Origin of the sequence: Streptomyces sp. RG80 (assembly GCF_040446465.1) — a bacterium.
GTDB lineage: Bacteria > Actinomycetota > Actinomycetes > Streptomycetales > Streptomycetaceae > Streptomyces.
Genome location: NZ_JBEAAJ010000018.1, coordinates 141,023 through 161,781, shown reverse-complemented (window position 1 = coordinate 161,781; position 20,759 = coordinate 141,023). Strand labels below are relative to the sequence as shown.

Annotated in this window: 29 protein-coding genes and 1 tRNA gene; all 30 read left to right on the top strand. The window is 70.6% G+C overall.

The window, feature by feature from the left end:
* Positions 1-503: 503 nt before the first annotated feature.
* The 30 genes from ABKA17_RS44710 to ABKA17_RS44565 all read left to right on the top strand — a co-directional run bounded on the left by ABKA17_RS44710 (position 504) and on the right by ABKA17_RS44565 (position 20,647).
* Positions 504-1,010 (top strand): hypothetical protein, encoded by a 507-nt coding sequence (locus tag ABKA17_RS44710; RefSeq protein ID WP_353698191.1) that lies wholly within the window; start codon positions 504-506, stop codon positions 1,008-1,010.
* Between the two features lie 977 nt (positions 1,011-1,987).
* Entirely contained in the window at positions 1,988-2,359 is a 372-nt protein-coding gene (locus ABKA17_RS44705; protein WP_353698190.1) for a hypothetical protein, read from the top strand.
* Positions 2,360-2,422: 63 nt separating this feature from the next.
* On the top strand, positions 2,423-2,989 hold the full coding sequence (locus ABKA17_RS44700; RefSeq protein WP_353698189.1) for a hypothetical protein: 567 nt from the start codon (positions 2,423-2,425) through the stop codon (positions 2,987-2,989).
* Positions 2,990-3,102: 113 nt separating this feature from the next.
* Positions 3,103-4,308: a DUF932 domain-containing protein gene (locus ABKA17_RS44695; protein ID WP_353698188.1), complete on the top strand. Its 1,206-nt coding sequence runs from the start codon at positions 3,103-3,105 to the stop codon at positions 4,306-4,308.
* A 273-nt stretch (positions 4,309-4,581) separates the two neighbouring features.
* Entirely contained in the window at positions 4,582-5,070 is a 489-nt protein-coding gene (locus ABKA17_RS44690; RefSeq protein ID WP_353698187.1) for a hypothetical protein, read from the top strand.
* Positions 5,063-5,530 carry a hypothetical protein gene (locus ABKA17_RS44685; RefSeq protein WP_353698186.1) on the top strand — a complete coding sequence of 156 codons (468 nt, stop codon included), beginning with the start codon at positions 5,063-5,065 and terminating at the stop codon, positions 5,528-5,530. The genes ABKA17_RS44690 and ABKA17_RS44685 overlap by 8 nt, the downstream gene beginning before the upstream one ends.
* A gap of 154 nt (positions 5,531-5,684) precedes the next feature.
* A complete protein-coding gene (locus ABKA17_RS44680) occupies positions 5,685-6,497 on the top strand; it encodes a hypothetical protein (protein WP_353698185.1) in 813 nt (270 codons plus the stop codon).
* Between the two features lie 132 nt (positions 6,498-6,629).
* Positions 6,630-6,875, top strand: a complete 246-nt coding sequence (locus tag ABKA17_RS44675) for a hypothetical protein (RefSeq protein ID WP_353698184.1) — start codon at positions 6,630-6,632, stop codon at positions 6,873-6,875.
* Between the two features lie 46 nt (positions 6,876-6,921).
* Positions 6,922-7,257 carry a hypothetical protein gene (locus ABKA17_RS44670; RefSeq protein WP_353698183.1) on the top strand — a complete coding sequence of 112 codons (336 nt, stop codon included), beginning with the start codon at positions 6,922-6,924 and terminating at the stop codon, positions 7,255-7,257.
* 31 nt (positions 7,258-7,288) lie between these two features.
* Positions 7,289-7,660, top strand: coding sequence for a hypothetical protein (locus ABKA17_RS44665; RefSeq protein ID WP_353698182.1), 372 nt, complete (start codon positions 7,289-7,291; stop codon positions 7,658-7,660).
* Between the two features lie 116 nt (positions 7,661-7,776).
* Positions 7,777-7,977 carry a hypothetical protein gene (locus ABKA17_RS44660; protein ID WP_353698181.1) on the top strand — a complete coding sequence of 67 codons (201 nt, stop codon included), beginning with the start codon at positions 7,777-7,779 and terminating at the stop codon, positions 7,975-7,977.
* A gap of 10 nt (positions 7,978-7,987) precedes the next feature.
* On the top strand, positions 7,988-8,602 hold the full coding sequence (locus ABKA17_RS44655) for a hypothetical protein (RefSeq protein WP_353698180.1): 615 nt from the start codon (positions 7,988-7,990) through the stop codon (positions 8,600-8,602).
* Positions 8,603-8,721: 119 nt separating this feature from the next.
* The gene (locus ABKA17_RS44650) at positions 8,722-9,153 is read left to right on the top strand and encodes a hypothetical protein (RefSeq protein WP_353698179.1); all 432 of its coding nucleotides are present in this window, start codon (positions 8,722-8,724) and stop codon (positions 9,151-9,153) included.
* A 36-nt stretch (positions 9,154-9,189) separates the two neighbouring features.
* Positions 9,190-9,258 (top strand) — tRNA-OTHER (locus tag ABKA17_RS44645).
* A gap of 95 nt (positions 9,259-9,353) precedes the next feature.
* Positions 9,354-9,710, top strand: a complete 357-nt coding sequence (locus ABKA17_RS44640; protein ID WP_353698178.1) for a hypothetical protein — start codon at positions 9,354-9,356, stop codon at positions 9,708-9,710.
* A gap of 62 nt (positions 9,711-9,772) precedes the next feature.
* Positions 9,773-10,012, top strand: coding sequence for a hypothetical protein (locus ABKA17_RS44635; protein ID WP_353698177.1), 240 nt, complete (start codon positions 9,773-9,775; stop codon positions 10,010-10,012).
* Positions 10,013-10,079: 67 nt separating this feature from the next.
* Positions 10,080-10,400, top strand: a complete 321-nt coding sequence (locus tag ABKA17_RS44630; RefSeq protein WP_353698176.1) for a hypothetical protein — start codon at positions 10,080-10,082, stop codon at positions 10,398-10,400.
* Between the two features lie 183 nt (positions 10,401-10,583).
* Positions 10,584-12,056, top strand: coding sequence for a ParB/RepB/Spo0J family partition protein (locus ABKA17_RS44625; RefSeq protein ID WP_353698175.1), 1,473 nt, complete (start codon positions 10,584-10,586; stop codon positions 12,054-12,056).
* A gap of 83 nt (positions 12,057-12,139) precedes the next feature.
* Positions 12,140-12,532, top strand: coding sequence for a hypothetical protein (locus tag ABKA17_RS44620; RefSeq protein WP_353698174.1), 393 nt, complete (start codon positions 12,140-12,142; stop codon positions 12,530-12,532).
* 102 nt (positions 12,533-12,634) lie between these two features.
* Complete coding sequence (locus tag ABKA17_RS44615) at positions 12,635-12,970, top strand: hypothetical protein (protein ID WP_353698173.1); 336 nt, start codon at positions 12,635-12,637, stop codon at positions 12,968-12,970.
* A 97-nt stretch (positions 12,971-13,067) separates the two neighbouring features.
* Positions 13,068-13,499 (top strand): CpaE-like family protein, encoded by a 432-nt coding sequence (locus ABKA17_RS44610; protein WP_353698172.1) that lies wholly within the window; start codon positions 13,068-13,070, stop codon positions 13,497-13,499.
* A 29-nt stretch (positions 13,500-13,528) separates the two neighbouring features.
* On the top strand, positions 13,529-14,140 hold the full coding sequence (locus tag ABKA17_RS44605; protein ID WP_353698171.1) for a cell envelope biogenesis protein OmpA: 612 nt from the start codon (positions 13,529-13,531) through the stop codon (positions 14,138-14,140).
* Positions 14,141-14,161: 21 nt separating this feature from the next.
* Positions 14,162-14,992, top strand: a complete 831-nt coding sequence (locus ABKA17_RS44600; protein ID WP_353698170.1) for a hypothetical protein — start codon at positions 14,162-14,164, stop codon at positions 14,990-14,992.
* 16 nt (positions 14,993-15,008) lie between these two features.
* Complete coding sequence (locus ABKA17_RS44595) at positions 15,009-15,452, top strand: single-stranded DNA-binding protein (protein WP_353698169.1); 444 nt, start codon at positions 15,009-15,011, stop codon at positions 15,450-15,452.
* A 133-nt stretch (positions 15,453-15,585) separates the two neighbouring features.
* Positions 15,586-16,704, top strand: a complete 1,119-nt coding sequence (locus tag ABKA17_RS44590) for a DNA-processing protein DprA (RefSeq protein WP_353698168.1) — start codon at positions 15,586-15,588, stop codon at positions 16,702-16,704.
* An 8-nt stretch (positions 16,705-16,712) separates the two neighbouring features.
* Entirely contained in the window at positions 16,713-17,933 is a 1,221-nt protein-coding gene (locus ABKA17_RS44585; RefSeq protein WP_353698167.1) for a hypothetical protein, read from the top strand.
* Positions 17,934-18,018: 85 nt separating this feature from the next.
* A complete protein-coding gene (locus ABKA17_RS44580) occupies positions 18,019-18,651 on the top strand; it encodes a hypothetical protein (protein WP_353698166.1) in 633 nt (210 codons plus the stop codon).
* Positions 18,648-19,202 (top strand): DUF6248 family natural product biosynthesis protein, encoded by a 555-nt coding sequence (locus ABKA17_RS44575; protein ID WP_353698165.1) that lies wholly within the window; start codon positions 18,648-18,650, stop codon positions 19,200-19,202. The genes ABKA17_RS44580 and ABKA17_RS44575 overlap by 4 nt, the downstream gene beginning before the upstream one ends.
* 24 nt (positions 19,203-19,226) lie before the next feature.
* A complete protein-coding gene (locus tag ABKA17_RS44570) occupies positions 19,227-20,261 on the top strand; it encodes a phosphoadenosine phosphosulfate reductase (protein WP_353698164.1) in 1,035 nt (344 codons plus the stop codon).
* Between the two features lie 41 nt (positions 20,262-20,302).
* Positions 20,303-20,647 (top strand): hypothetical protein, encoded by a 345-nt coding sequence (locus ABKA17_RS44565; RefSeq protein WP_353698163.1) that lies wholly within the window; start codon positions 20,303-20,305, stop codon positions 20,645-20,647.
* Positions 20,648-20,759: the final 112 nt, after the last annotated feature.

Below are 20,759 nucleotides of genomic sequence, written 5' to 3'. Positions count from 1 at the left end.
TGACAGCAACCGAGCCACATCATGAGTCAGCCACAAGAACCCGCCCTGGCCTGCCTAAAAACCATCCCAAGCACTGACAACTCAATGACGAGACCCCACCGACACAACAACACACAACATCAGGCTGCCTGCAAAGAGGGGGCCTCCTGGGCGAGTTGGGGAGAGGGGTGCAGTCCTCGCGACGTCGGACTGTGCGTCAAAATTAGGTACTGGATGAGTTCTGGAACTAAGGCCCACCCCATCTCCCCGCTTCAGGGTCTGATATTGACGTTGGGTCAGCCTCCCTATGAAGTGCTTCATTTCGCGCCCTGGCTGCATTCTGGGCTCACTTCACGTACCCACCGAACCCGCTTGAGGGTCACGAACAGTAACTGTCCTAATTCCGCCCCTGCTTGCTCCGTCTGCTCTATTCCGATAGGCCTGGAGTCGTAATAGAATTACTGCGTTCGGTAAGGCAGCAACCTTGCCGGGCGAATTCTCTCCAAGACGAAAGAGTGGCAGAAATGGCGAAGATGAAGCCGATTTCTCCGGCCCGAATCGCGGAGGCCCGCGAGGAGGCCTACGCCGTGCTGGCCCGTCTGATGGGCCGTCTGACTCCAGGCGAGCACGTCGTGCGGCTGGGAGTGACCATGGACGGCGAGGAAAAGCCGCTGTGCGCGGCGCTCCCGCTGACCGTGAAGGGTGACGGTGGCCCGGAGGATCTCGTGGGTGCCGAGGACAAGTACCTGGACAACATGGCGTTCTTGCTGATGGTGGGGCTGGCGCAGCCGCTGTCGTACGGCACGTTGTACCTGCGTAGCCCCTCGGAGGGTGAGGAGGGCGCGGCGTGCGTCATGCGGGCCTGGTGTCTGTCCTACTGCACGCTCAACGAGTGCACGGCGTCCGAGGCGGCTGAGTTGATCGGTGGCCGCGAACCGGCCGTGTTCCTGGACGCGTTCGGGCTGCACAGCAGCGACGAGGACGACGAGGGCGAGGCGGTCTACCCGCCCGTTGCCTACACCGTCCTGTAGCTGCCCTGTGAGGCGGGCTGGGATGGCGACCTGGCCCGCGCCCTGCTCCGTGGACCCGCCGGGCGGGGCAGGGTGGGTGGGGGTGCCGGTCAAGGAACCCCGGCACCCCCACCCGCAACGACGCGGAGCGTCGTAGATATCCAGGAGGGGGCGGCCCGCGTCAGCGGGCCGCCCCCTCCGTAGTGCATCGCGTAGCGATGCCACCGCTACTCTCGTCCGGGCGCGGACGGCCCGGGGTGTCCGCCGCGTAGCGGCGGCGCGTCGCGTCTGCGGAGCAGACCGCGCGCAAAGGGATTCCGAAGAGTGGGGCGGAAATGTGCGGCGCTTTTAGAGTGGCCGTATTTCGCTGCGCCCCGTTATGTTGCTGGGATTTGTCTGCTGGCGGGGAACGGCGGATCCGGTGGGTCAGCAAACCCGTACCGGAACTCCCCGCCAGCAGCGCTTCTCTCCAAGAAGCTCTTCTATCGTAGGTGATGTCTTCCTGGCGCAGGGATGGTGCGGCCGGGTGCCGGCCGCGCGCTGTGCCCCGCTGCTCCCACACCCGGTCTGCTGCGTCGGCTGTGTCCGACGCCCGGAGCGCGGAGGCCCCGCCGACGCGCAAGCAGAGGAGGACGGCGCCCCGATCCTCCGATGTGCTCCCGTACCCGTCCCCGCCCTTCCCTTTCCCTTCTTCTTCTCGTCTGGGGTGCGTGGGGGTGTGCAGAGGGGGATGTCAGCAGGCGTACCAGGCTTGAGTGTTGGGGTGACCAGGGGTGATGTGGAGAGGCCCCAGGGGGGTGCGCAACCTCCAGCGCAACACCCTGGCGCAACCTCCAGCGCAACACCCTGGCGCAACCTCCAGCGCAACACCCTGGCGCAACCTCCAGCGCAACCCGCAGCGCAACAGGGGTTCCATCCCAACGAACTACACACTATTATTTGAAGTACAGGCAGGGGTGACCCCCGGGAACCGCAAGGGATCAACGAAGGGGAAAGACATGGAACTCCAGATCAGTGACGGGATCGTGCGCGGAGTGTGCGGCGCGGACGCTCCCATGACCGAGCTCGCGATTCGTGCCCGCACGATCGCGAACCTGTTGCCGCTGCTGTGTGCGCGGGCCGGGGTGAAGGTCGTTCACAACGCCGACCGGAACTACACCGGAATTCGGTTCGAGACCAAGGCCGCTGGTCCGGTCATCCTGGAAATGCCGAAGGGTGACGATCCTTACCGTCTGGTTCAGGAGTTCATCGAGCCGGACAAGGCGGGGCGCATGGAAGTGGAGTTGCGGCGATTCCCGCAGATCTACAAGCCTCATGGAGTCGCGTACATCGCGGCCGATTTCCTCCGGTCGAACGGGTTCCTGAAGTAGTCCGCACGGGGGGCACGCCAATTGGAGTGCCCCCCGGCATCACCGAAAACGAGGAGAGACGCTATGGAGAGCACGCGGATTCCAGAGCAGGCCCGGGAAATCGGAGCGCCGCTCACGGACGCCGAAAAGGAGCAGGCGCGTTATGCGCTGCGGGATTTGGCGCGCAGTGAGCGGGACCCGGACGCCATGCGGGTCTCGCACGAGCAGCTGGAGGTGGTCCGGTCGTTCTTCGAGTTGGGTTGGGCGATGGGTCTACGCACCGGTCACACGGGCCCGGCCATGGCTGATGTGCCGGTCGACCGGGGGACGGTCGACCGGGCGTTCGTCGACCTGCTGTTGTCCGAGCGGGTGGCGAATCAGCTTGCGCTCGCGGTAGCGCGCAGCCTCGACCCGCAGGACAGCGGACCGGTGCTGTGGCAGAAGGTCAGGTATCACGGCAGCGTGACGCGCCGTCACGGCGTCTACTGGGTGCAGGCGATCACGGCGCAGGCCGGACCCGTCGTCGGAGCGGCTCACAGCGTCCGCTACGACCTGTGCGAGGTGATCGGCGGCATGCCGGTGCCCGCTGTCACGCGGGTACGGCGGCAGAGTCTGACGCCGCTTCCGGATTTCCGCGCGCCGCTGGTGTAAGTGTGCAGGTCAGGGGTGGGTTCACCCACCCCTGAAACACACTATTATTGGAGTTGTTCGGGGGGCGGTGCCACCGCCCCCCGGCCCGCAGAGACCAACGGCGAAGGGGAACCGTGAGTATCACCGACGTAAACACCGCGTTCGCTGCCGAGAAGGCCGCGCAGGTCGAAGCCGTCCGCGAACAAGAGCGCGCCTTGCAGGCCCGTGTGGACCGGGGCGAGGTCCGCATGGTCGGCACCGACCGGTACGAAGTCCTCACCGGCTGGGACCGGGGCGAGACGTTCACCGTCTCCCGCAACACCGAGGGACAGATCGAGCAGATCCTCGCTAACCACGGGCTCGACGAGCGTGCGGACGGCACCACCGCCCTTTACGCGTCGTCCCCGGCGTGGCACGGCCTCGGTCAGATCATCCCCGGAGGCACCACGGACATTGACGAGGTACTGCGTCTGTCCGGGCTCGACTTCGAGGTCACCACGGTGCCCGCGCTGTACGAGTGGCAGGGTGAGATGCGCGAGCACGCCGACCAGCGGCACACCGTGCGCTCCGACACCGGCGCCGCTCTCGGTGCGGTCGGCTCCCGGTACACGCCGATTCAGAACCGGGCGGGGTTCGTGTTCCTTCAGGAGCTGGTGAGCCGCTATGACGTGGTGTGGGAGTCCGCCGGACTCCTGCGCGGCGGAAAGCGCGTGTTCATCTCCATCCGTCTCCCGGAAACGGTCACCGTGGACGCCGACGGCATCCACGACATCGTGGTGCCCTACATCGCCGTCATGAACGACCACTCCGGCAACGGACAGTTCCAGTGCGTTGTCACCCCGTGGCGGCCCGTCTGCGCCAACACGGAGCGGTTCGCTGTCCGCGACGCGGTCACCCGCTGGGCCGTCCGGCACACCGCAGGAGCCACCAGCCAGATCAAGGAAGCCCGCCGCACCCTGGGACTCTCCTCCCAGTACTTCGAGCAGTTCGCTGCCGAAGAGACCGCGCTCGCCCGCACGGACATCGCCATCGCCGACTTCCATCAGGTGATCGCCGACCTCTGGCCCCTGGACGAGGACGCGTCCAAGCGCAAGCAGACCAACCACACCGCCCGGCTGGACGCCCTCGACGACGTGTTCCGCACCGAGGCCGCACGCGTCGGACGGACCGCCTACGCGGCCGAGCGCGCCATCACCGGTTACCTCGACCACGTCACGCCCAGGCGCCCGCCGCAGTCCATGACGGAGGAGATCGCGCGCGCCACGGCCGTACTCGAAGGCGCCGACGACGAGATCAAGAGCAAGGCCCACCGGCGCCTGCTCCAGCTCCGAACCCGCTGAGCCGCGAACCCAGCGGACTCAGCTGACAGACCCCCGTGCGGGCCGGGTCACTCCCCCAGCCCGGCCCGCACGGGCCCGACCGGCCCCAGAGCGCGGAGCGCGCGACCCGGCCCCGCAGGGAGCGCGGAGCGTGCCCGCCCCGCCCCTGGCGCGTAGCGGCAGCGCGACGCGTCGGCGGAGCCGACCGCGCGCCACAACATCCGTTGCCCCCAGGGGCGCAGTGCGGCCGCCGGCCTCCGACGCGCACCGCCCACCGCCCCGTAAGGAGTCTTCATGTCTGCACGCCCGGAGCTCGCCCACCCTGGAGACCACGCCATCGCGGCCGCCATGAACCGCACCCTCACCGCCCTGTCCGCCGTGGTCCAGGCACTCGGAGACGGTGAGCACACGCTGAACCTCGTGGCCCAGCGGACCGACCACGCATTCGTCACGGGCCGAACCGATCTCTCCATCGGCATGGAGCCGCTGCGCCTGGCCGTCCTGGACGAAGACGAGTTCTGCGCCCTGCGCATGCTGCTGGTGTTCGCGCTGGAGGGCAGCACGATGCGCAGCGCCGTCCTTGTCGCCACCACGGCCGCCGAGCCCCACCCCCGCGCGTGCGGGTGGTCCCTGCGTGACGGATGGCTGCATCCCCTGGACACGGACGCCCTCCAGGCCGCCGTCATGCCGTGCTCCGACGTGGCCGCCGTACTCCGGCAGGTCTACCCCGCCCCCGTTCTCCTCCAGCTCCCCGACTCCGACGAGGAGGCCCCGCATGCCTGAGCCCGAACTCCCCCGCCCCGACGACGCCGCCACGGCGTTGGCCATGGGCCGCGCCCTGCACGCGCTCACCGCACTGCTCCCGGCCCTCGGCGAGGGCAGCCACGCGCTGAACCTCAACGCCGAGCGCACCGACGGCACAGAGATGAGCGCCGACCTGCACGTGTCCGTTGAGCCCGATTCGTGGCGCGTGGATCACTCCGCCGAGGAGTACGTGCAGTTCTTCGTCCTGCTGACGTTCGCCCTGGAGAGCAGCACCGTGCGTGACGCCGTCCTGGTCGCCACGACCACCGACGCAGGCCCACGCGTGTGCGGGTGGGAGGTGCGGGCCGGATGGCTGCACCCCATGAACACGGCAGAACTCCACCAGACCGTCACGTCCATGCCCGCAGACGACGCCGCGCCCCTCGTGGTCTGCCACGCCCCCGCACTGCACCGCCCCCACAGGACCGCGAAGGAGTAGCCCCTCAGTCGCCATCCACTCCGGCCAGCGCGCCACTGGCCGAGTGCCGCTCCGCGCCCGCACCTCCCCCTTCGGCGAGCGCGGGGCGGCACGCCCCCAACCCACCGGGTCACGCCCCCAGCCCGCCCGGTCGAGTTCTGAGGAGTCGCAGCCCATGTCCAGCCCGATCCTGACCATCGACACGCCCGCCGGCCCCGTGCGCGTCACCGCCGGCCACCGCCAGGACGACGCCGTCGTGTTCGAGCTGGGCGGGGCGATGCGCGGCAGCGTGCACGTCACCGGCACCACCGACCCCCACCACTGGGACCAGTTCACCGCCGTCCGCGCGTGTCTCGGGCCGGTGAACGCCTACACGACCACCGCCCCCGACGAGGACCTCCCGCGGCTCGCCCGCAGCCGTACCGGCTACCGGGGCAGCCTGACCCTCTACCGCGACCACACCGACCGCCCCCAGGTCTCGGTGCACCCGATCCTGTCCGCCGCCGATCACCCGCCGCCGGAGAAGACGGCTGCGGTACTCACCGCCGTCCTGCGCGGGTGCGCGGAGCAGGTCGCGCAGCGCGCCGACCTGCCCGCGATCCTGGAGGCCTCCCGCCAGCGCGACACCCCCGGCCTGCTGCGCTTTTTGACCTGGTCCGCCTCCTACCACCAGGCCGAGGCCGCCCGCCTGGAGCGCGAAGCCCGTACCGCGCTGCCCGCGCGGAAGGCCGCCGAAGCCGCATGGCGGACCGCCGCACGGTGGCTCAGCCTCTGCCCGCATCCGGTCCTGCTGCTGATGCTGGCCGACCGCCCCGACTCGCTGACCCAGAAGATCAGGGGGTTGCAGTGGTGGGTGCCCTACTGCGTCAGCGCGGCCGCCGAAGAACACGAGCGCGCCCGCCGCGCCCAGGAGGAAGCCGACTCCCTGCGTGCCCAGCAGCGCAGGCGCCCGCGCGGCCGCCGCCCGGCTCTGGTCGGCACCCCCTGACAGACGAAGGAAAGTGCAGGTCAGGGGCGGGTTCACACCATCACAGTAAACACTATTATTGAAGTGCGAGAGGGGGCGTCACTGGTCCTGCCCCGCCCCCTCTCGCACCCGGACCCGAGCAAAGGAGCCGCCGTGGCCGAGGAGTTCACGTTCGCCGCCAACACCGGCTCGTTCGGCCGCCGGGTGCTGGACCCCCAAGATCACAGCACCTGCTACGGGGTGGTCTGGTATGACCCGAACGGCGTCTGCGGGTGGGTGGCCGAGTATCCCGGTAACCGCCCCGGCAGCGGCGGCGGCATCCCCGGTTTCGCCAGCCGCACGTGGGCCGCACGTTTCCTCTGCCGCTACCGCAAGCCCGAGCCGTCCGGCCGCCCCTGACCCACCGCCCGCCCGTGATCGTTGCCTGACCACGAAGGATCACGAAATGGCCTTGACCACAGGGATGCAGTACGCCCGCACCCTCGAGACCGGCGACCGCTACATCACCACCGACCTCGACAACAAGCAGCACGAGGTCACCGTCTCCACCGTCACCGAGCACCTCGACGACTCCAACTCCATCCGCCACCAGTACGCCGACCCGGTCGACCACGCGCACTACACGTACTCGGCCGTCGTGCACGTCACCTACCGGGCGCCCCGCTGCCCCCACGGCAACGAGTGGCGGTGGTGCGAGCGCGACCCATGCGTCGACTCCGAATGGCCCGCCGAGATCGACACCGCGTACATGGGCAACGCACCTGCCCGCACCACCTCGTGAACCCGACACGGAAGACCAGGAGCCGCCGATCATGCGTTGGCTGATGAGCCTCGGTGAGCGCACCCGCCCCGACGCACCGAGTTACGCCGAAGACCCCGCCCCCGACCAGGCGCGCGCCCTGGCCCTGGTCGACGACTTCGCCCACCTCTTCCCCGTCCTGCATGAGTGGCGGCGGGAGTACGGGGAGGAGCTGACCGCGTGGGCCGTACAGGTGGAAGCCGACGACGTCGAGAACCTCCCCGCGGAACTCATCGCGCAGTGGGAATGGGAGGGCTCGCCAGTCCGCCTCGACACCCAACCGGGCGGCTACGTGAAGGTGTCCGACTACCGCGACGTGCCCGAGCGCCCCGGCATCAGCGCCCGCACCACCACCGGCCTCCCCCTGTGGACCGCCGCCCCCTGACCTGGCCAGGCCGCCCGCGCTAGTCACCGCCTCCTGGAAGGAGAAGCCGTGCCCGTCCTACCAGAGCCCTCCATGTCCGCCCGAGCCCTGGCCGACCGCATCCGGGAGCTCCCCGCGTGAGCGGACAGCCGCGCCCGTGGCGCCCGGGGGACTTCGAGGACCGGTGCGAGACGTGCGGCGCACCCCCGGGCCAGCTGTGCCGACCGTGGTGCGACACCGGCTACACCGCCGAGGACGCCCGCCGGGACGCCGAGCTCCGCGACCAGGGCGCGAGGAACCCCGCGCCGAGCCCACCCTCCAGCTATCCGAAGGAGTGAACAGATCGCCATGACACGCGAGTTGACCACACAGGAGCAGTTCGACGCGTTCGCTGACGAAGTGGCGCGGGAGTTGGGCAGTCACTGCCGTACGGCCGAACTCACCGACTACGGGCGCGGTTTGGGACGGCTCGTCATTGACGGAGACGGCCGCGCCCTGCGCTTGTCCCAGCCCGACGACCGTCACCCCGACCGTCTCAAGATCCACGCGGCACTGCCGGACGAGACCAGGATGATCGCGCCGTCGATCGGGGTCACGGCCAGCAGCCCCCGCCACGTGGCACGCGAGATCACCCGGCGCCTGTACCCGCTGCACGCCGAGGCCGCCCAGCAGGCCGCCGAAATCGCCGCCCGCCAGCAGGCGGAGGAGAGTGGCCGCCGCGCCGTCGCCGAAGCCGTGGCCGGCGCACTGCCCGGGGCCCGGATCGAGGAGCAGTACCGGCGCACCCGGATCATCTGGCAGCACGACACCAGGCCGCCCGGCGAGCGCGGCCCCGTCCAGGTCGACAGCGTCACCGTGCTCGTCGGCGCCTCCGGTGAGGGGGTCCAGGCCGAAGTGTCCGGGCGCCCCGGCTCCGTGATTTCCATGCTGGCCGCGTTCGCCCAGGAGGCGGTACGGGAGTAAGAAGCGCAGGTCAGGGGTGGGTTCACACCACCCCGTAACACACTATTATTAGTGGTGTGAAAGGGGGCGTCACGCCCACCAGCGCTACTCCAACGCCGTTCGACATGACTGGAGTTGTGATGACCGCCATCGAGGTCACCCCGAAGCCCGAGACGCCCGCCGCCGTGGCGTCTGCCGTCCTGGACGCCATCGAGGCGCAGCCCGGCGTCTTCAGCATGGACCACTGGGCACATCTGCCCGAGGCTCTCCGGCTGGCCCCCGAGGAGGCTCCGGCGTGCGGTTCCCAGCTGTGCGCGGCCGGATGGGCGGCGCACCTCACCGGCTGGACGCTCGTGGATCTGCCCGACGAGGAGGAGGTGGAGGTCACCGGCACGGACAACGACGGGGCCGAGTACGAGACGCTCGCAAGCGTCTACGCGGAGCGAGGCGAGGAGCGCCGCCTGATCTGTGACGTTGCCGCCAAGGCGCTCGGCCTGAAGCCCAACGAGACGTTCTGGTACGACGACGCGCCCACCGCCTTGCAGCGGCTGCGCGAGATCGCCGGACGCTGACCCTCCCTCACCCGGCCGCCGCACCGGCGGCCCCACGCCTGCGTAGCTCAGCGGTAGAGCGGCTCCACTCGTGAGTGGTCAGGGGTTCAAATCCCCTCGCAGGCACGCACCCTCCGGCATTGAGCCGGGGATGCCGTCATCTCCCCCGCTTCATTCACCAGGTGACCACCCCCTTCCCTGCCCGCATCCCAGGAGTCGCCATGCTTCGAACGCTGCGCCGCACCCTGCGCCGCGCCCTGCGACCGGCACGCCTTCGCATTCCCGCCCGCCGGTTCACCGCCGGGATCGCAGAACTGCCGCCCACCGCCCGCGAAGCGCTCGGCACCGACGTCACGCCCGCAGAGGCCATCGCCTACAACCGCGTCCGCGTCGCCACCGCAACCGCCGTCGCCCTCTACCGCAGCGGCTACACGCTGCCGATGACCGACAACGACCTGAACGACGCGGTGCTCGCCCTGGACTTCCCCTGCTCCGTCCCAAGCGCGGAGACCCGCGCGTCCATCCGCGCCGCGCTCGCCGTCCTGGACGCCGACTACACCGTCACCGTCACCCACTGACCAGCCGCCCCGCCCAGACCATGGGCCGCCCAGACCTGGGCGGCCCGCACGGAAGGAGCCCGGTGTTCCTCGTCGTACCCGACCCCGCTCACGGACTCGTCGCCGCTCCCGAGTCCTCCCTCGACCTCACACCCGAGACGAAAGAGTCCCTTGCCGCCCACGGGTTCACCTGGAACGACGAGATCGAGGCTTACATCCGTCAGGCCGACCACGATTCCGCGGCCGTGGACGACATCGCCGACATGCTGCGCAACCTGGGCCACTACGTCTTCTCCGCCAACAAGCCGCTGTCCAGGAGCTGACCGCCGTCCGGCCGGCCGCGCCCGCCCCCGCACGCTGAACCGGCCCCTGGGCCAGGGAGGTTGAATCATGTCCGTGTCCCACTGCGTGTACGCCGTCTACGGCGTCGTGGTCGCGCCGCCCCGGGAGCGGGAAGCGCTGGAAGCCCAGGCACACCGCCCCGCCAGCGGGCACCTTGCCGACGTGTGCGTGCAGTTGTTCACGGTCGGCGACGAGGAGCACGTCATTCTCGGGGTGGGCTACGAGCAGTTCGGGCCCAACACGTACCGGGCAGTGCCCTCGCTCCCGGTCGGCGCCGAGTGGGACGACGCCCTGCGTGAGCAGGTGAGGAGTCTGGGGCTCACGGTCTGGTCCGGTCCATGCTGGCACGTCGTGCACGACCTGAACTGAAGCCGGGACTCGCTGATCGAGACCGCCGCGCGTAGCGCCGCAGGCACCCCCGATGGACAGCATTTATGCAGGTCAGAGGGTGTCTAGCCCTCACACAGATACACACTATTATTGTATTTGAAGCGAGGGGGTGACACCCCCACCGCCCCAGTTCGCCGAACAGGCAAGGAGAAGGAGAGCCCCATGGCCACCGCCGTCTCGGCCCAGCCCACCGAACCCGTCACACACGAGGAAGAAGCCGCGCCGCAGATCGTCCTGCTCGACCCGGCGCAGGTGGTGCGTGACGAGCAGAACGCCCGCGAAACCGACACCGAACCGGACGAGGAACTGATCGCCTCCGTCAAGGAGATCGGTGTCGAGGAGACCATCAGCGTCCGGCCCCGGCCCGACGGCACGTACGGCGCCTTCAAGGGCTGGCGGCGCGCGCAGGCGCAGCAGGTCGCCAACGCCACCGCCGAGCAGGACGGCCGCCCGGTGCGCAGGATCAAGGCGCACGTGCGGGAAGACCTGGTCGGCCGGGACGGCTGGACCCGGTTTCTGTCCCTGGTCGAGAACAAGCACCGCGAGGGGATGAGCGAGCGCGACATCCTCAAGTCGCAGGAGCTGTCCCTGATCGACATGAGCGACGTGGAGCGCCGCCAGGCCAGCAGGGCCCTTGGCGTCGGCCGCAACGCCGTCCGGCAGGCCAAGGCGGCGCAGCAGCTCGACGACGCCACCCTTCGCCGGGCCACGGCCGGAGGCATGGACCTGGAGCAGACCGCCCAGCTCGCCGAGGTCGAGCACGTGCCCGGTGCGGAGCGCCGTCTGCTGCGCGCGCTTCAGCGCGACCACGAGGAAGGCAACGGCGGGCGCGGCCACTGGGACCAGGAGGTGGCACTGCTCAAGGCCGAGCAGGACGACGCCGACGCCCGGACCAGGGCCGAGGAAGACCTCAAGACGGCGGGTATCCCGCTGCTGCGGCAGCCGGGGTGGGGGCACAAGGACCCGTCCAAGCCGCTGGCCGAGCTGACCAGCGGGCTGGGCAATCCGCTCACCGAGGACAACCACCGGAACTGCCCCGGCCACAGTGCCCGGCTCGACGACGAGCACCAGCCCGTGTGGCACTGCTCCGACCCGTCCGCGCACGGCCACAAGGTCCGCCCGCAGCCGAAGAAGCCCAGGACGCAGGAGGACGAGGCCAGGGCGGAGGAGCGCCGCAAGGTCATCGCCTGCAACCGGGCCTGGAAGGCCGCCACCGGCCCCCGTCAGGACTTCGTCGCCCGTCTCGTGCGGCAGAAGACCCTGCCCGATGCGGCCCGTGTCTTCGCTCAGGAAGTCGTGCTCACCCTGCCGTACTTCTACAGCTCCTGGACCGACAAGCACGAGTCCGAAACCGTCGCCCGCTTCCTCGGGATCAAGGAGCCCGAGCACGCGGACCTGGCGGAAACGGCGGTACAGCTGCCCAAGGCACGTGTCGTCAACGCGCTGTTCGCGCACATCGCCGCTGCCTGCGAGTACGACATCCGCGAGCCCAAGACGTGGTCGCACCTCACCGCGCACCAGGCCCGCTACCTGCTGCTCCTGGAAGCGCTCGGTAGGGACGACAACGGCAGCTACCGGCTGTCCGAGGTCGAGGACCAGGCGGTCGCCCGCCACCGGCCCGACACCGCCGCCTGACCGCACCTCCCCCGCAAGCCCCGGCCGGGCACGCCCGTGCCCGGCCGGTTCCCCACCCTCATGTCACAGAGAGGCGAACCAGCATGAGCGTCACCATGAATGAAGTCCTCGACTTCATCGGCCAGCTGCCGGACGCAATCAAGGTCTCCAAGGTCCAGGAGGCGTCCGCACGGCGGCTCCGCGCGATCGACAAGGAAGCGTCCGCCGGGCTCGTGGCCGGAAGCCGGGCCCGCATCAACCACTCGCTGCGCCCGGCCCTGCTGCGCGGTCTCACCGGCACCGTGCAGGAGCGCAACCGCACCGGCACCCGGGCGGGCTTCCTGCTGGACGAGGAGTCCACCCGCATCCTGCGCCGCGACCCGCGCAACGGCGAGCCGGGCAAGCCCAAGTACCGCATCCCCGACGACATGACGCGCTTCCGGATCCCGGGCAGCGGCATCCCCGTCACCTGCCTGGACCCGATCGAGAACGACTGACCGAGCCTGACGGCGCCGCCCCATGACCGGGGCGGCGCCCGCCCCCTCGCCGATCAATCGGCCGGGCCCTTCCTGCCCGGCCCGCACGTGAAAGGCCGTCACATGACCGACCAGCAGCAGGCCCCGTCCCCCGACCCGGACAGCGAGGCCACCGACCGCCCCCTGACCCTCGCCGTGCTGCGCCACCTGGTCCGCAAGGACTGGAAGGACATGCCCGGAGACACGCTCGTCGTGCTGTCCCGGGACGCCGAGGGCAACCTCTACTCACCGTTCTCCACCTACAGCGTCTCCCGGTACGCGCCGACCCACGGCGAGCTCGTCGGCGAGGTCTTCCCGCTGCCCCAGGAGCTAAAGGAGGACCCGTCCCTGCGCGAGCTGTACGCGGACGGCATCCCCGACACCGCCCTCCCCGCGCTGGTGCTCTACCCGCTCGGCTGAGCGAACGCCTGTGGGCGGGGCGGCCCCGTCGGCCGCCCCGCCCGCAGGCCGCCCAATCCCCCCGCCTCGGCCCTCACGAAAGCGACGTGTCACCGCCATGTCCGCCCCACCCCAAGCCGGTCGGGACAGACCGCAGGCCCCGGTGCTGGTCATCAGCGACAGCACCGACCACGATCCGGTCGGCCTGCGCACGAGCCCGGTTCCCCGCCTGCACCTGCCATCGCCGTTGTTCAGCGCTGCGGAGTACCAGCGCGCTCCGCTCGTGCTCCTGGACGACCGCAGCTACAGCGCCTTCACGCTCCGCCATGTGCCGCACCGCCGGGGCCTGATCGTCGTCCTGGCCGACCCCGACGACAGCACCATCTACCCCCGGGCCGTCGCCATCGGCGCCGAGGCCGTCATCCGGGCCGGAGACAACCTCAACTGGCTGCACCTGCGCCTGCACGACGCCACCGGCTGCCGCTACGCCCACTGGGAAGCGCTGCTGGCCGGCGGCCCGGCCGACCCTCCCCCACCGGCCAGCACCTGACATCCGCTCGATCCGAAGGAACCCACCCCATGCACGCGATACCTCAACGCTGTGCCCACCGGCCGCTGGCGGGCGGGCTGGTGGTGCCGTACGTGACCCTGATTCACGACGGTCACGCGGCTTTCGGTGTCCTCGACGCCGACAAGGCCCACGCCGCCTTCCGGAGACGCCTGTGCCAGATCTGCGGACACCCGCTGGATGAACGCTGCTTCCTGATTGTCCGACCGGCCGACGTCCTCACGGGCTGCTCCCCGGAACCGGCGCTGCACCCCGAGTGCCTGCCCTACACCGCCGACCATTGCCCGATGTTGTCCGGCGCCGCCACGCATTACCGCCGCAGCCCGGTCCTGGCCAGCCACCCCGCAGGACGGCCCTGCACCGATCCGTCCTGTCCCTGCCCGTCCCGCACGACGGACGAGGGTCACGCCGCGCGCAGCGGCAGCCCCGCCGACCGGTACGAGGCCTGGATGATCCACACCCGCACCTACCGGCTGGTCTCGCGGCCCGAGCGGCCCGATGTGCCCTCCGGCATCAGCCTCGATGTGCCTGTCCTGCGCACTCGCGTGCTGCGCACCGCGACTCTCACCCCCGACCAGCAGCACCTGATGGACCTCTTCAACGCCCTGATGAACCAGTCCTGACCCGCACGGAAGGAAACCGTCATGCCGATCACACCGGACCCGGCCACGCTCGCAGGCGCGGCCATCATCGATCTGGCCGACCTGATGGACGGCCTCCAGGAGCGCACCGGCGAATGGCCGGGTGCGGACACTGTCGACATCGTCGAAGGGTGGCTGAGCCGTTTCAGCTTCGCCGTCACCGGCGGCCTCACCCCGCAGACGGCTGGCCGGGCGTGGGTGCTGCGCCAGTGGGACCGGCACCGTGATGACGTGACCCTCTGGTGTGACGAGGCTTCCGCCCTGGCCTCGCTCGCGCAGGAGGTACGCAGCTCCTGGGACGACGTGGCGGGCACCGACGGTGTCCCGTACCGGCCGCCCGCTGACAACCAGGGGGTCGTGGACCTCTACTACGGACCGGCGAACAGCCGCGGCGACGCTGGCTACACGCTCTACCCGGCCGACGTCTCCCGCCACGTGCCCGCGCCCCTCAGCCTCAACCTCGCCGACGCCGAGGCCTGCGCGGCGGCGAACAGCTCCGCGCTCTTCCACCCGATGGACGGGCCGGAGGATGAGGGCCTGCCCTGCATCGAGATCGCAGGGGTCCTGGTGTTCGCCTACCTCGACGCCGACCGGGAGGCTGTACGGGTCTCCGTCCATCTCGACACCACCGACGAGCAGTTGGTCCGGCCCGACGGCACGGTCCCGATGGTGGTGGAGCTCGCGGACACCACGGTGTTCGACAACCTCACCCCACCGCCGGCCCCGGCGCAGCCGACCGGCTGGAAGGCCCGCCTCCGGCGCCTGGCCGGCCGTACCGCACGGGGACGTGCCGACAGGGGGGTTGACCCACACACGGAAGACACTATTATTTGATGTAGGAGGTGTTCGTATGGCCCCGTCCGTCACGCACGTGAGCGGCACCGTCGCCGGTGGCGTGGAAGTCCGCTTCACCCAAGGCGGCGTCGCTGTCTGCCGGTTCCGCCTCACCGAGACCCCCACGCAGTGGGATGCCACCGCGCAGCAGTGGCGTGACCTGGATCCGATTTCCTACATCTGCACCGCCTGGCGGGACCTGGCCACCAACGCCGCCGAATCGCTCGTCGACGGGGTCCACGTCCTGGTCAAGGGGCGCATCACCGGGGTGAAGGACAACGCCCTGTACCTGAGCGTCGACGACCTCGGTATCAGCCTGCGCAGGCGCATCGCCTACACCGAGACCAGCCTGCCCAGCCCGATCGCCGCCCGCCCCTACACCGCTCCCCCGGAGCCCCGGCCCGCCGCCTCCCGCCCGCCTGCCTGGTGGGAGCAGAAGCAGACCGCCGACCGGCCCTAACCCGGCCCCTCCACCCCAGCTGTCGACGGCACTCCCCTTCCCGTCGCCGCTGGCCACACCCCTCTTCGCCCGCCCCGGCGCGGCACCGGTTCGCCTGCCGGTGCCGCGCCCTGCCTGAAAGGCCCGGCCCTCCATGCCCGCACGCGCCCTGTCCGAACGAGCCGCACGCGCCGCGCTCGCCGCCCACTTCACCCCCGGCCAACTCGCCGCCGACCTCGCCGAGTACACCCCGGTGGAGGTGTGGGAGCGGCGTGTGCGCGACGACGCCAGCAGGCGTCTTGCCTCCTACCGGCCGCGCGAGGAACTCGCCCAAGCAGAGCTGACCTGTTCGTTCGTCATCCCGTCGGACAAGGAGTGGCCCACCGCCCTCGCCGACCTGGGGCCCAACCGCCCGCTGGGCCTGTGGGTGCGCGGCCGCGAGCGGCTGCCGCAGCTGACCGGCACGGCCGTCGTCGTGACCGGCAACCGGGTCCCCACCGAGCGGGCCGTCACCCGCGCGCACGACTTCGCCACCGCCCTTGCCGATGCCGGTCACACGGTCACCGCCACGCTCGCCTACGGCATCGACTCCACCGCCCACCGGGCAGCCGCCGAGGCGGGCCGGGCCTCCCTCGCCGTCCTGCCGCGCGGCCTGGACGGCGCCCACCCCCACGCGCACGCACCGCTGCTGCGCACCGTCCTCGACGGCGGCGGTGCGGCGGTCAGTCTCTACCGGCCCGGTACCGCAGCCAGCGGCGCGACGCTGAAGGCCAGTGCCGCCCTGCTGGCCGTGCTCGCCCGGGCGGTGATCCTCGTCGAGGCCCTGGACCACGTCGAGGCGATGCACGCGGCCCACACGGCCGTCGGCCTCCAGCGGCCCCTGCTCGCCGCGCCCGCCACCGGCGATGCCCGCTCCAGCGGCAACGCCCGCCTGCTTGACCGACAGCTCGCCGTGAACAGCCCGGACCCCCGTCTCGCACTCGCTGTGGCGCACGCGCGCGTCGTCCGCGCGGGCGACGTCGCGGACGGCGACCTGCTCCTGGCCGCGGTCGGGGAGAAGGGAGCCGACTACTTCTCCACCCCCTACATCGCCCACCCCGAGCCCTTCGACCCGTCGTGCGGCTGCGGCGTGTGCTGCCTCATCACCGCGCCCGGCGAGGTGGTGGTGCTGTCCCAGGGCGATCCCTGGGAGACCTGCGATCCGTGGCCCGCCGACGACCTCCTGCTCATCGTCTCCGCCCAGCGGCTGACCGGCCCGCCCCTCGAGGAGTGAAAGCCGCCATGTCCCCTGCGACCTACACGCCGCCGCTGCCCGGCCTCAGTACCGACGACCACCTGGACACCGTCATCAACTGGGGTGCCGGGGCCGACTCCACGGCCTACCTCGCCAAGATGCTCACCGCCCCGCACGCCCACGGCATCGACCTCGACCGCACCGCCGTCCTCTACATGGCGACCGGCAGCGAGTGGCCCGAGACCCGGCTTCTGGCAGACGAGTTCATGATCCCGCTGCTGCGCCAGAACGGCGTTCGCTTCGTCCAGCTGGCGCGCAACGGGCACCTCGCGGCCGACGGGTTCACGATCCTGGACGACTCCCGCCGCCCCGACCGGCTCTTCGCGCGCGGGCCGTGGACGCTGTGGGACGACCAGGAGTCCGTCGGCACGGTGCCGCAGGTGGCCGGCACCCGCAAATGCTCCCTGTGGGCGAAGGGCGACGTCGGCGATTGGTGGCTCAGACAGGTCTTCGGCGGCCGCCCGTTCCGCCAGATCATGGGCTTCAACGCCGACGAGGAAGGCCGCCGTTTCAGCGACCAGATCACCTCGAAGATGCCCGGACGCACCGGCGAGTTCCCGCTGATCGACTGGGGCTGGCACCGGCAGCAGTGCGAGGCCTACCTGCTGAAGCGGTTCGGCGTGCACTGGCCGAAGTCGTACTGCACCTTCTGCTGCTTCTCCGCCTCCATGGGAGCGCTGCCCGCCCACATGGAGCGCATGCGCTCCCACCCGGACATCGCCGGCAAGGTGCTGCGCCTGGAGTACACGGCGATGAGCCTCAACCCGAACGCGAAGCTCTACGGCCGCAAGAGCCTCCTGGAGATGTTCGACCCGGCCCAGCCGCGGGACCGGGCCTGCCTGGAGGCGTTCGAGCGCGAACTCGACATGCCCTGGGCGCTGTACCACGTGCGCCGTCTGTTCCTGCTGTCCGAGGACGGCAGGCGCCGGCCGGTGAAGCGCTCCACCGAGCGCGTCGACCTCGGCCGCCCGCACCAGCTCGCCAGGCGTCTGATCTCCCTGTCCGAGCGGCACGGCGTCGACGTCGAGCACGACCCGGTGTACGGGCGCGCGCGGGCCTGGGTCCGCCCCCGCACCCAGGGATGGCCGATGGCGGAGGAACTCTTCGCCACCGCCCCGGCCCGCGTGATCGACAAGCAGGACAAGCACTTCGAGCAGGACTGGGACGCCCTCGTCTCGGGCTTCGCGGCCCAACTCCGCCTCCACTGAGCCAGCCCTCACCGCCCCTCTCTGGAAGGACTTCCCGTGCGCGCACCCATGCCCTCAGCCCTCGCTCCTCCTCCGCTGCTGCGCCGTGCTGTACCTGGCCACGCCGTCCGGCGCTGACGTACGGGCCGCCATGCAGGCCGGACTGCTGGCCTGCATGACGACCCCGGCCCAGGGCAACGTGATCCCGCACGGCGCCCTGTACGCCTGCGACAACGGCAAGTTCGGCAAGGGCTGGCCCGGCGAGCAGGCCTGGTTCGCGTGGCTGACGGCGACCGTCGACCGCTACGGCCCCGACCGCTGTCTATGGGCTGTCGCCCCCGACGTCCCGATGGACGCCGCGGCCACCCTCGCCGAGTCGATGCCCTGGCTGGAGCCCATCCGCGCCCTGGGCATCCCGGTCGCGTTCGCCGCCCAGGACGGCAGCGAGCTCGGCCTCATTCCCTGGGACTCGGTCGATGTGCTGTTCCTCGCCGGCAGCACCGAGTGGAAGACCTCACCGGCCGCCCATCGGCTGGCCGGTGAGGCCCAGGAGCGCGGCCTGGCCGTGCACATGGGCCGCGTCAACTCCCGCCGGCGGCTGCGCATCGCGCAGGCCTTCGGCTGCACCAGCTGCGACGGCACCTATCTCGCCTTCGGGCCCGACACCAACCTCCCGCGCCTCCTGGCCTGGCTGGACGAACTCCACGCCACCCCGACCCTGTTCGGAGACCAAGCATGACGACCCGCCTGCGCCACATCGGCGCCGCGATCATGGGCATTCTCGAGCCCATTGCCTCCACCACGCCCTCCCCGATGACCGAGGAGGAAGGCGCCTGGGTCCGCGCGCACGCCTGGACCAAGGGACTGCGCAAGATTGACGACGCCTACCCCCACGGCTTCCACCGCTGGTGCTCCTGCGAGCGCGGGATCTGCCCCGGCTGCGCCTCCGGGCACCACGACCGGTGCGTCAGCGCCCGGGGCCCCCGCGTCGACGAGCACGCCGACACGGTCACCGACGCCCAAGGGTTCGTCGTCGCCGTGATCCGGTACGGACCGCACCAGCAACCCTGCCGGTGGCTCTGCCCCTGCCCTCACTCCGCGGACGTCAAGGAGAGGGCCGACACCGGCGGCCCTGCGGAGCCCACCGCCGCCCGGCGGGCCGTGCCCGCATCCAAGCCGGCTCCGGAGGCCGAGGACCAGCTCAGTCTCTTCCCCGTCCAGCCGCAGGAGCGCCGGGACGGGGAGGCACCTCAGCCTCACCGGACCGGCCCCGCCAGGGTCGCCCCCTAACCCGCCCACCAGGAAAGAGGAACCATGTCGCACCCCACCCCCCAGTACGCCGACCCGGTCGAGTTCGCCGCGACCCGGCACCGCATCGTCATCAACCTGTCCGGCGGGAAGGACGGACTCGTGGCCGGCCTCATCGCGATGGACGCCGCCCGCCAGGCAGGTGTCGACGACCGCGTCTGGACCGCCCACGCGAGTCTGGGCCCGATGGAGTGGCCCTCCGTCACCGTGGACGGAGTGCGCTGGCCCAGTGCCAGCGAACTCGCCGCACAGCACAGCCGAATTCTCGGCGTGCCGCCCGAGCGGCATGTGGAGGTCCGGCGCAGCCGTGAAGTCGACGGTGAGCGGGTGCCGTTCGATCTGCTGACCTTCATCGCGGAGCGGGGCGACTGGCCCTGGCTGGGTCGGGCCCGCACCTGCACCGGCCCGTGGAAGACGAAGATGGTGTACCAGGCGTTCACCCCGCAGGTCCGCGCGCTCAGGAAGGAGACGGACGGCCCGCTGCTGTTCGCCAACGTGCTCGGGATGCGGGCCGAGGAGAGCACGGAGCGCCGCAACCGGGAGGTGTGGCGCCGTACGACCGACAACTCGGCCCGGGTCGTCGACGAGTGGCTGCCCGCCCACCAGGTGAGCACGAAAGAGGTCTGGGACCGCACGGTCAGTGCGGGGCTGCCCTACCACTGGTGCTACGACTCCTACCCCGGCGCCCAGGACCGGCGTGGTTCCAGTCGCTGTTCGTGCTCGGCCTGCACCCTGGCCAACCACCGCGATCTGCTGCTGACCGCCGGGCGCCGGCCGCGGCTCGCCGAACTGTGCGCGCTGGTCGAACGCGTCCGCCAGGTGCCGTTCAATCCGAACATCACCATGGCCGAGCTCATCGCGCACTCCCGTCGGCGCGACGCCCCGGACCCTGGCATCGAGGTTGAGGAGAGCGAGGACTTCGAGCGGATGGAACGCGACGTCCACGCCGCCTTACGCAAGCCGCCCACGTGGGACTCCAAAGCCCGTACCGGGCCCGGCGAACTCCTGCACCGCGCCGCCGGATGCGATGGCTGCAGCTGACCACCACACCGCCGCTCACCCCCATCCGGGAGGGATACTCGATGACGATGACGACGACCCAGCGCATCCTCGACCTCGCTGCAGCGGCACCGGCCAGCCACGACGAGGACCTGGTGCAGCTCCTGGGCGAGGCGAACGAGCTGTACCAGCAAGGCCTGCAGGATCTGCACCAGGAGGTGGCAGCGCGCCTCGACGGGCTGGCGACCGCGGACCTGCTGGCCGCTGCACAGACGGCCGGCATGCCCTGCGATGCCTCACAGGACCGCACCGAGTTGATCCTGCTGCTGGCCCTGGCCGAATGGGAAAGAACGCCGGCCGCCATGGCATTCATCGAAATGGCCGAGGCCGCCGCGCGCCGCGGGGTCTGCCTGATCCCCGAAGAGTAGGCCTCGAGCCGTCAACGCGGCCACCGTCGAGAAAACGCTGTGCCGCGGGCTGGACCCCTCACCAGAACTTCTGCCATTATTTGTTTTACGTGCCGGGCTGGCCGGCGCACTG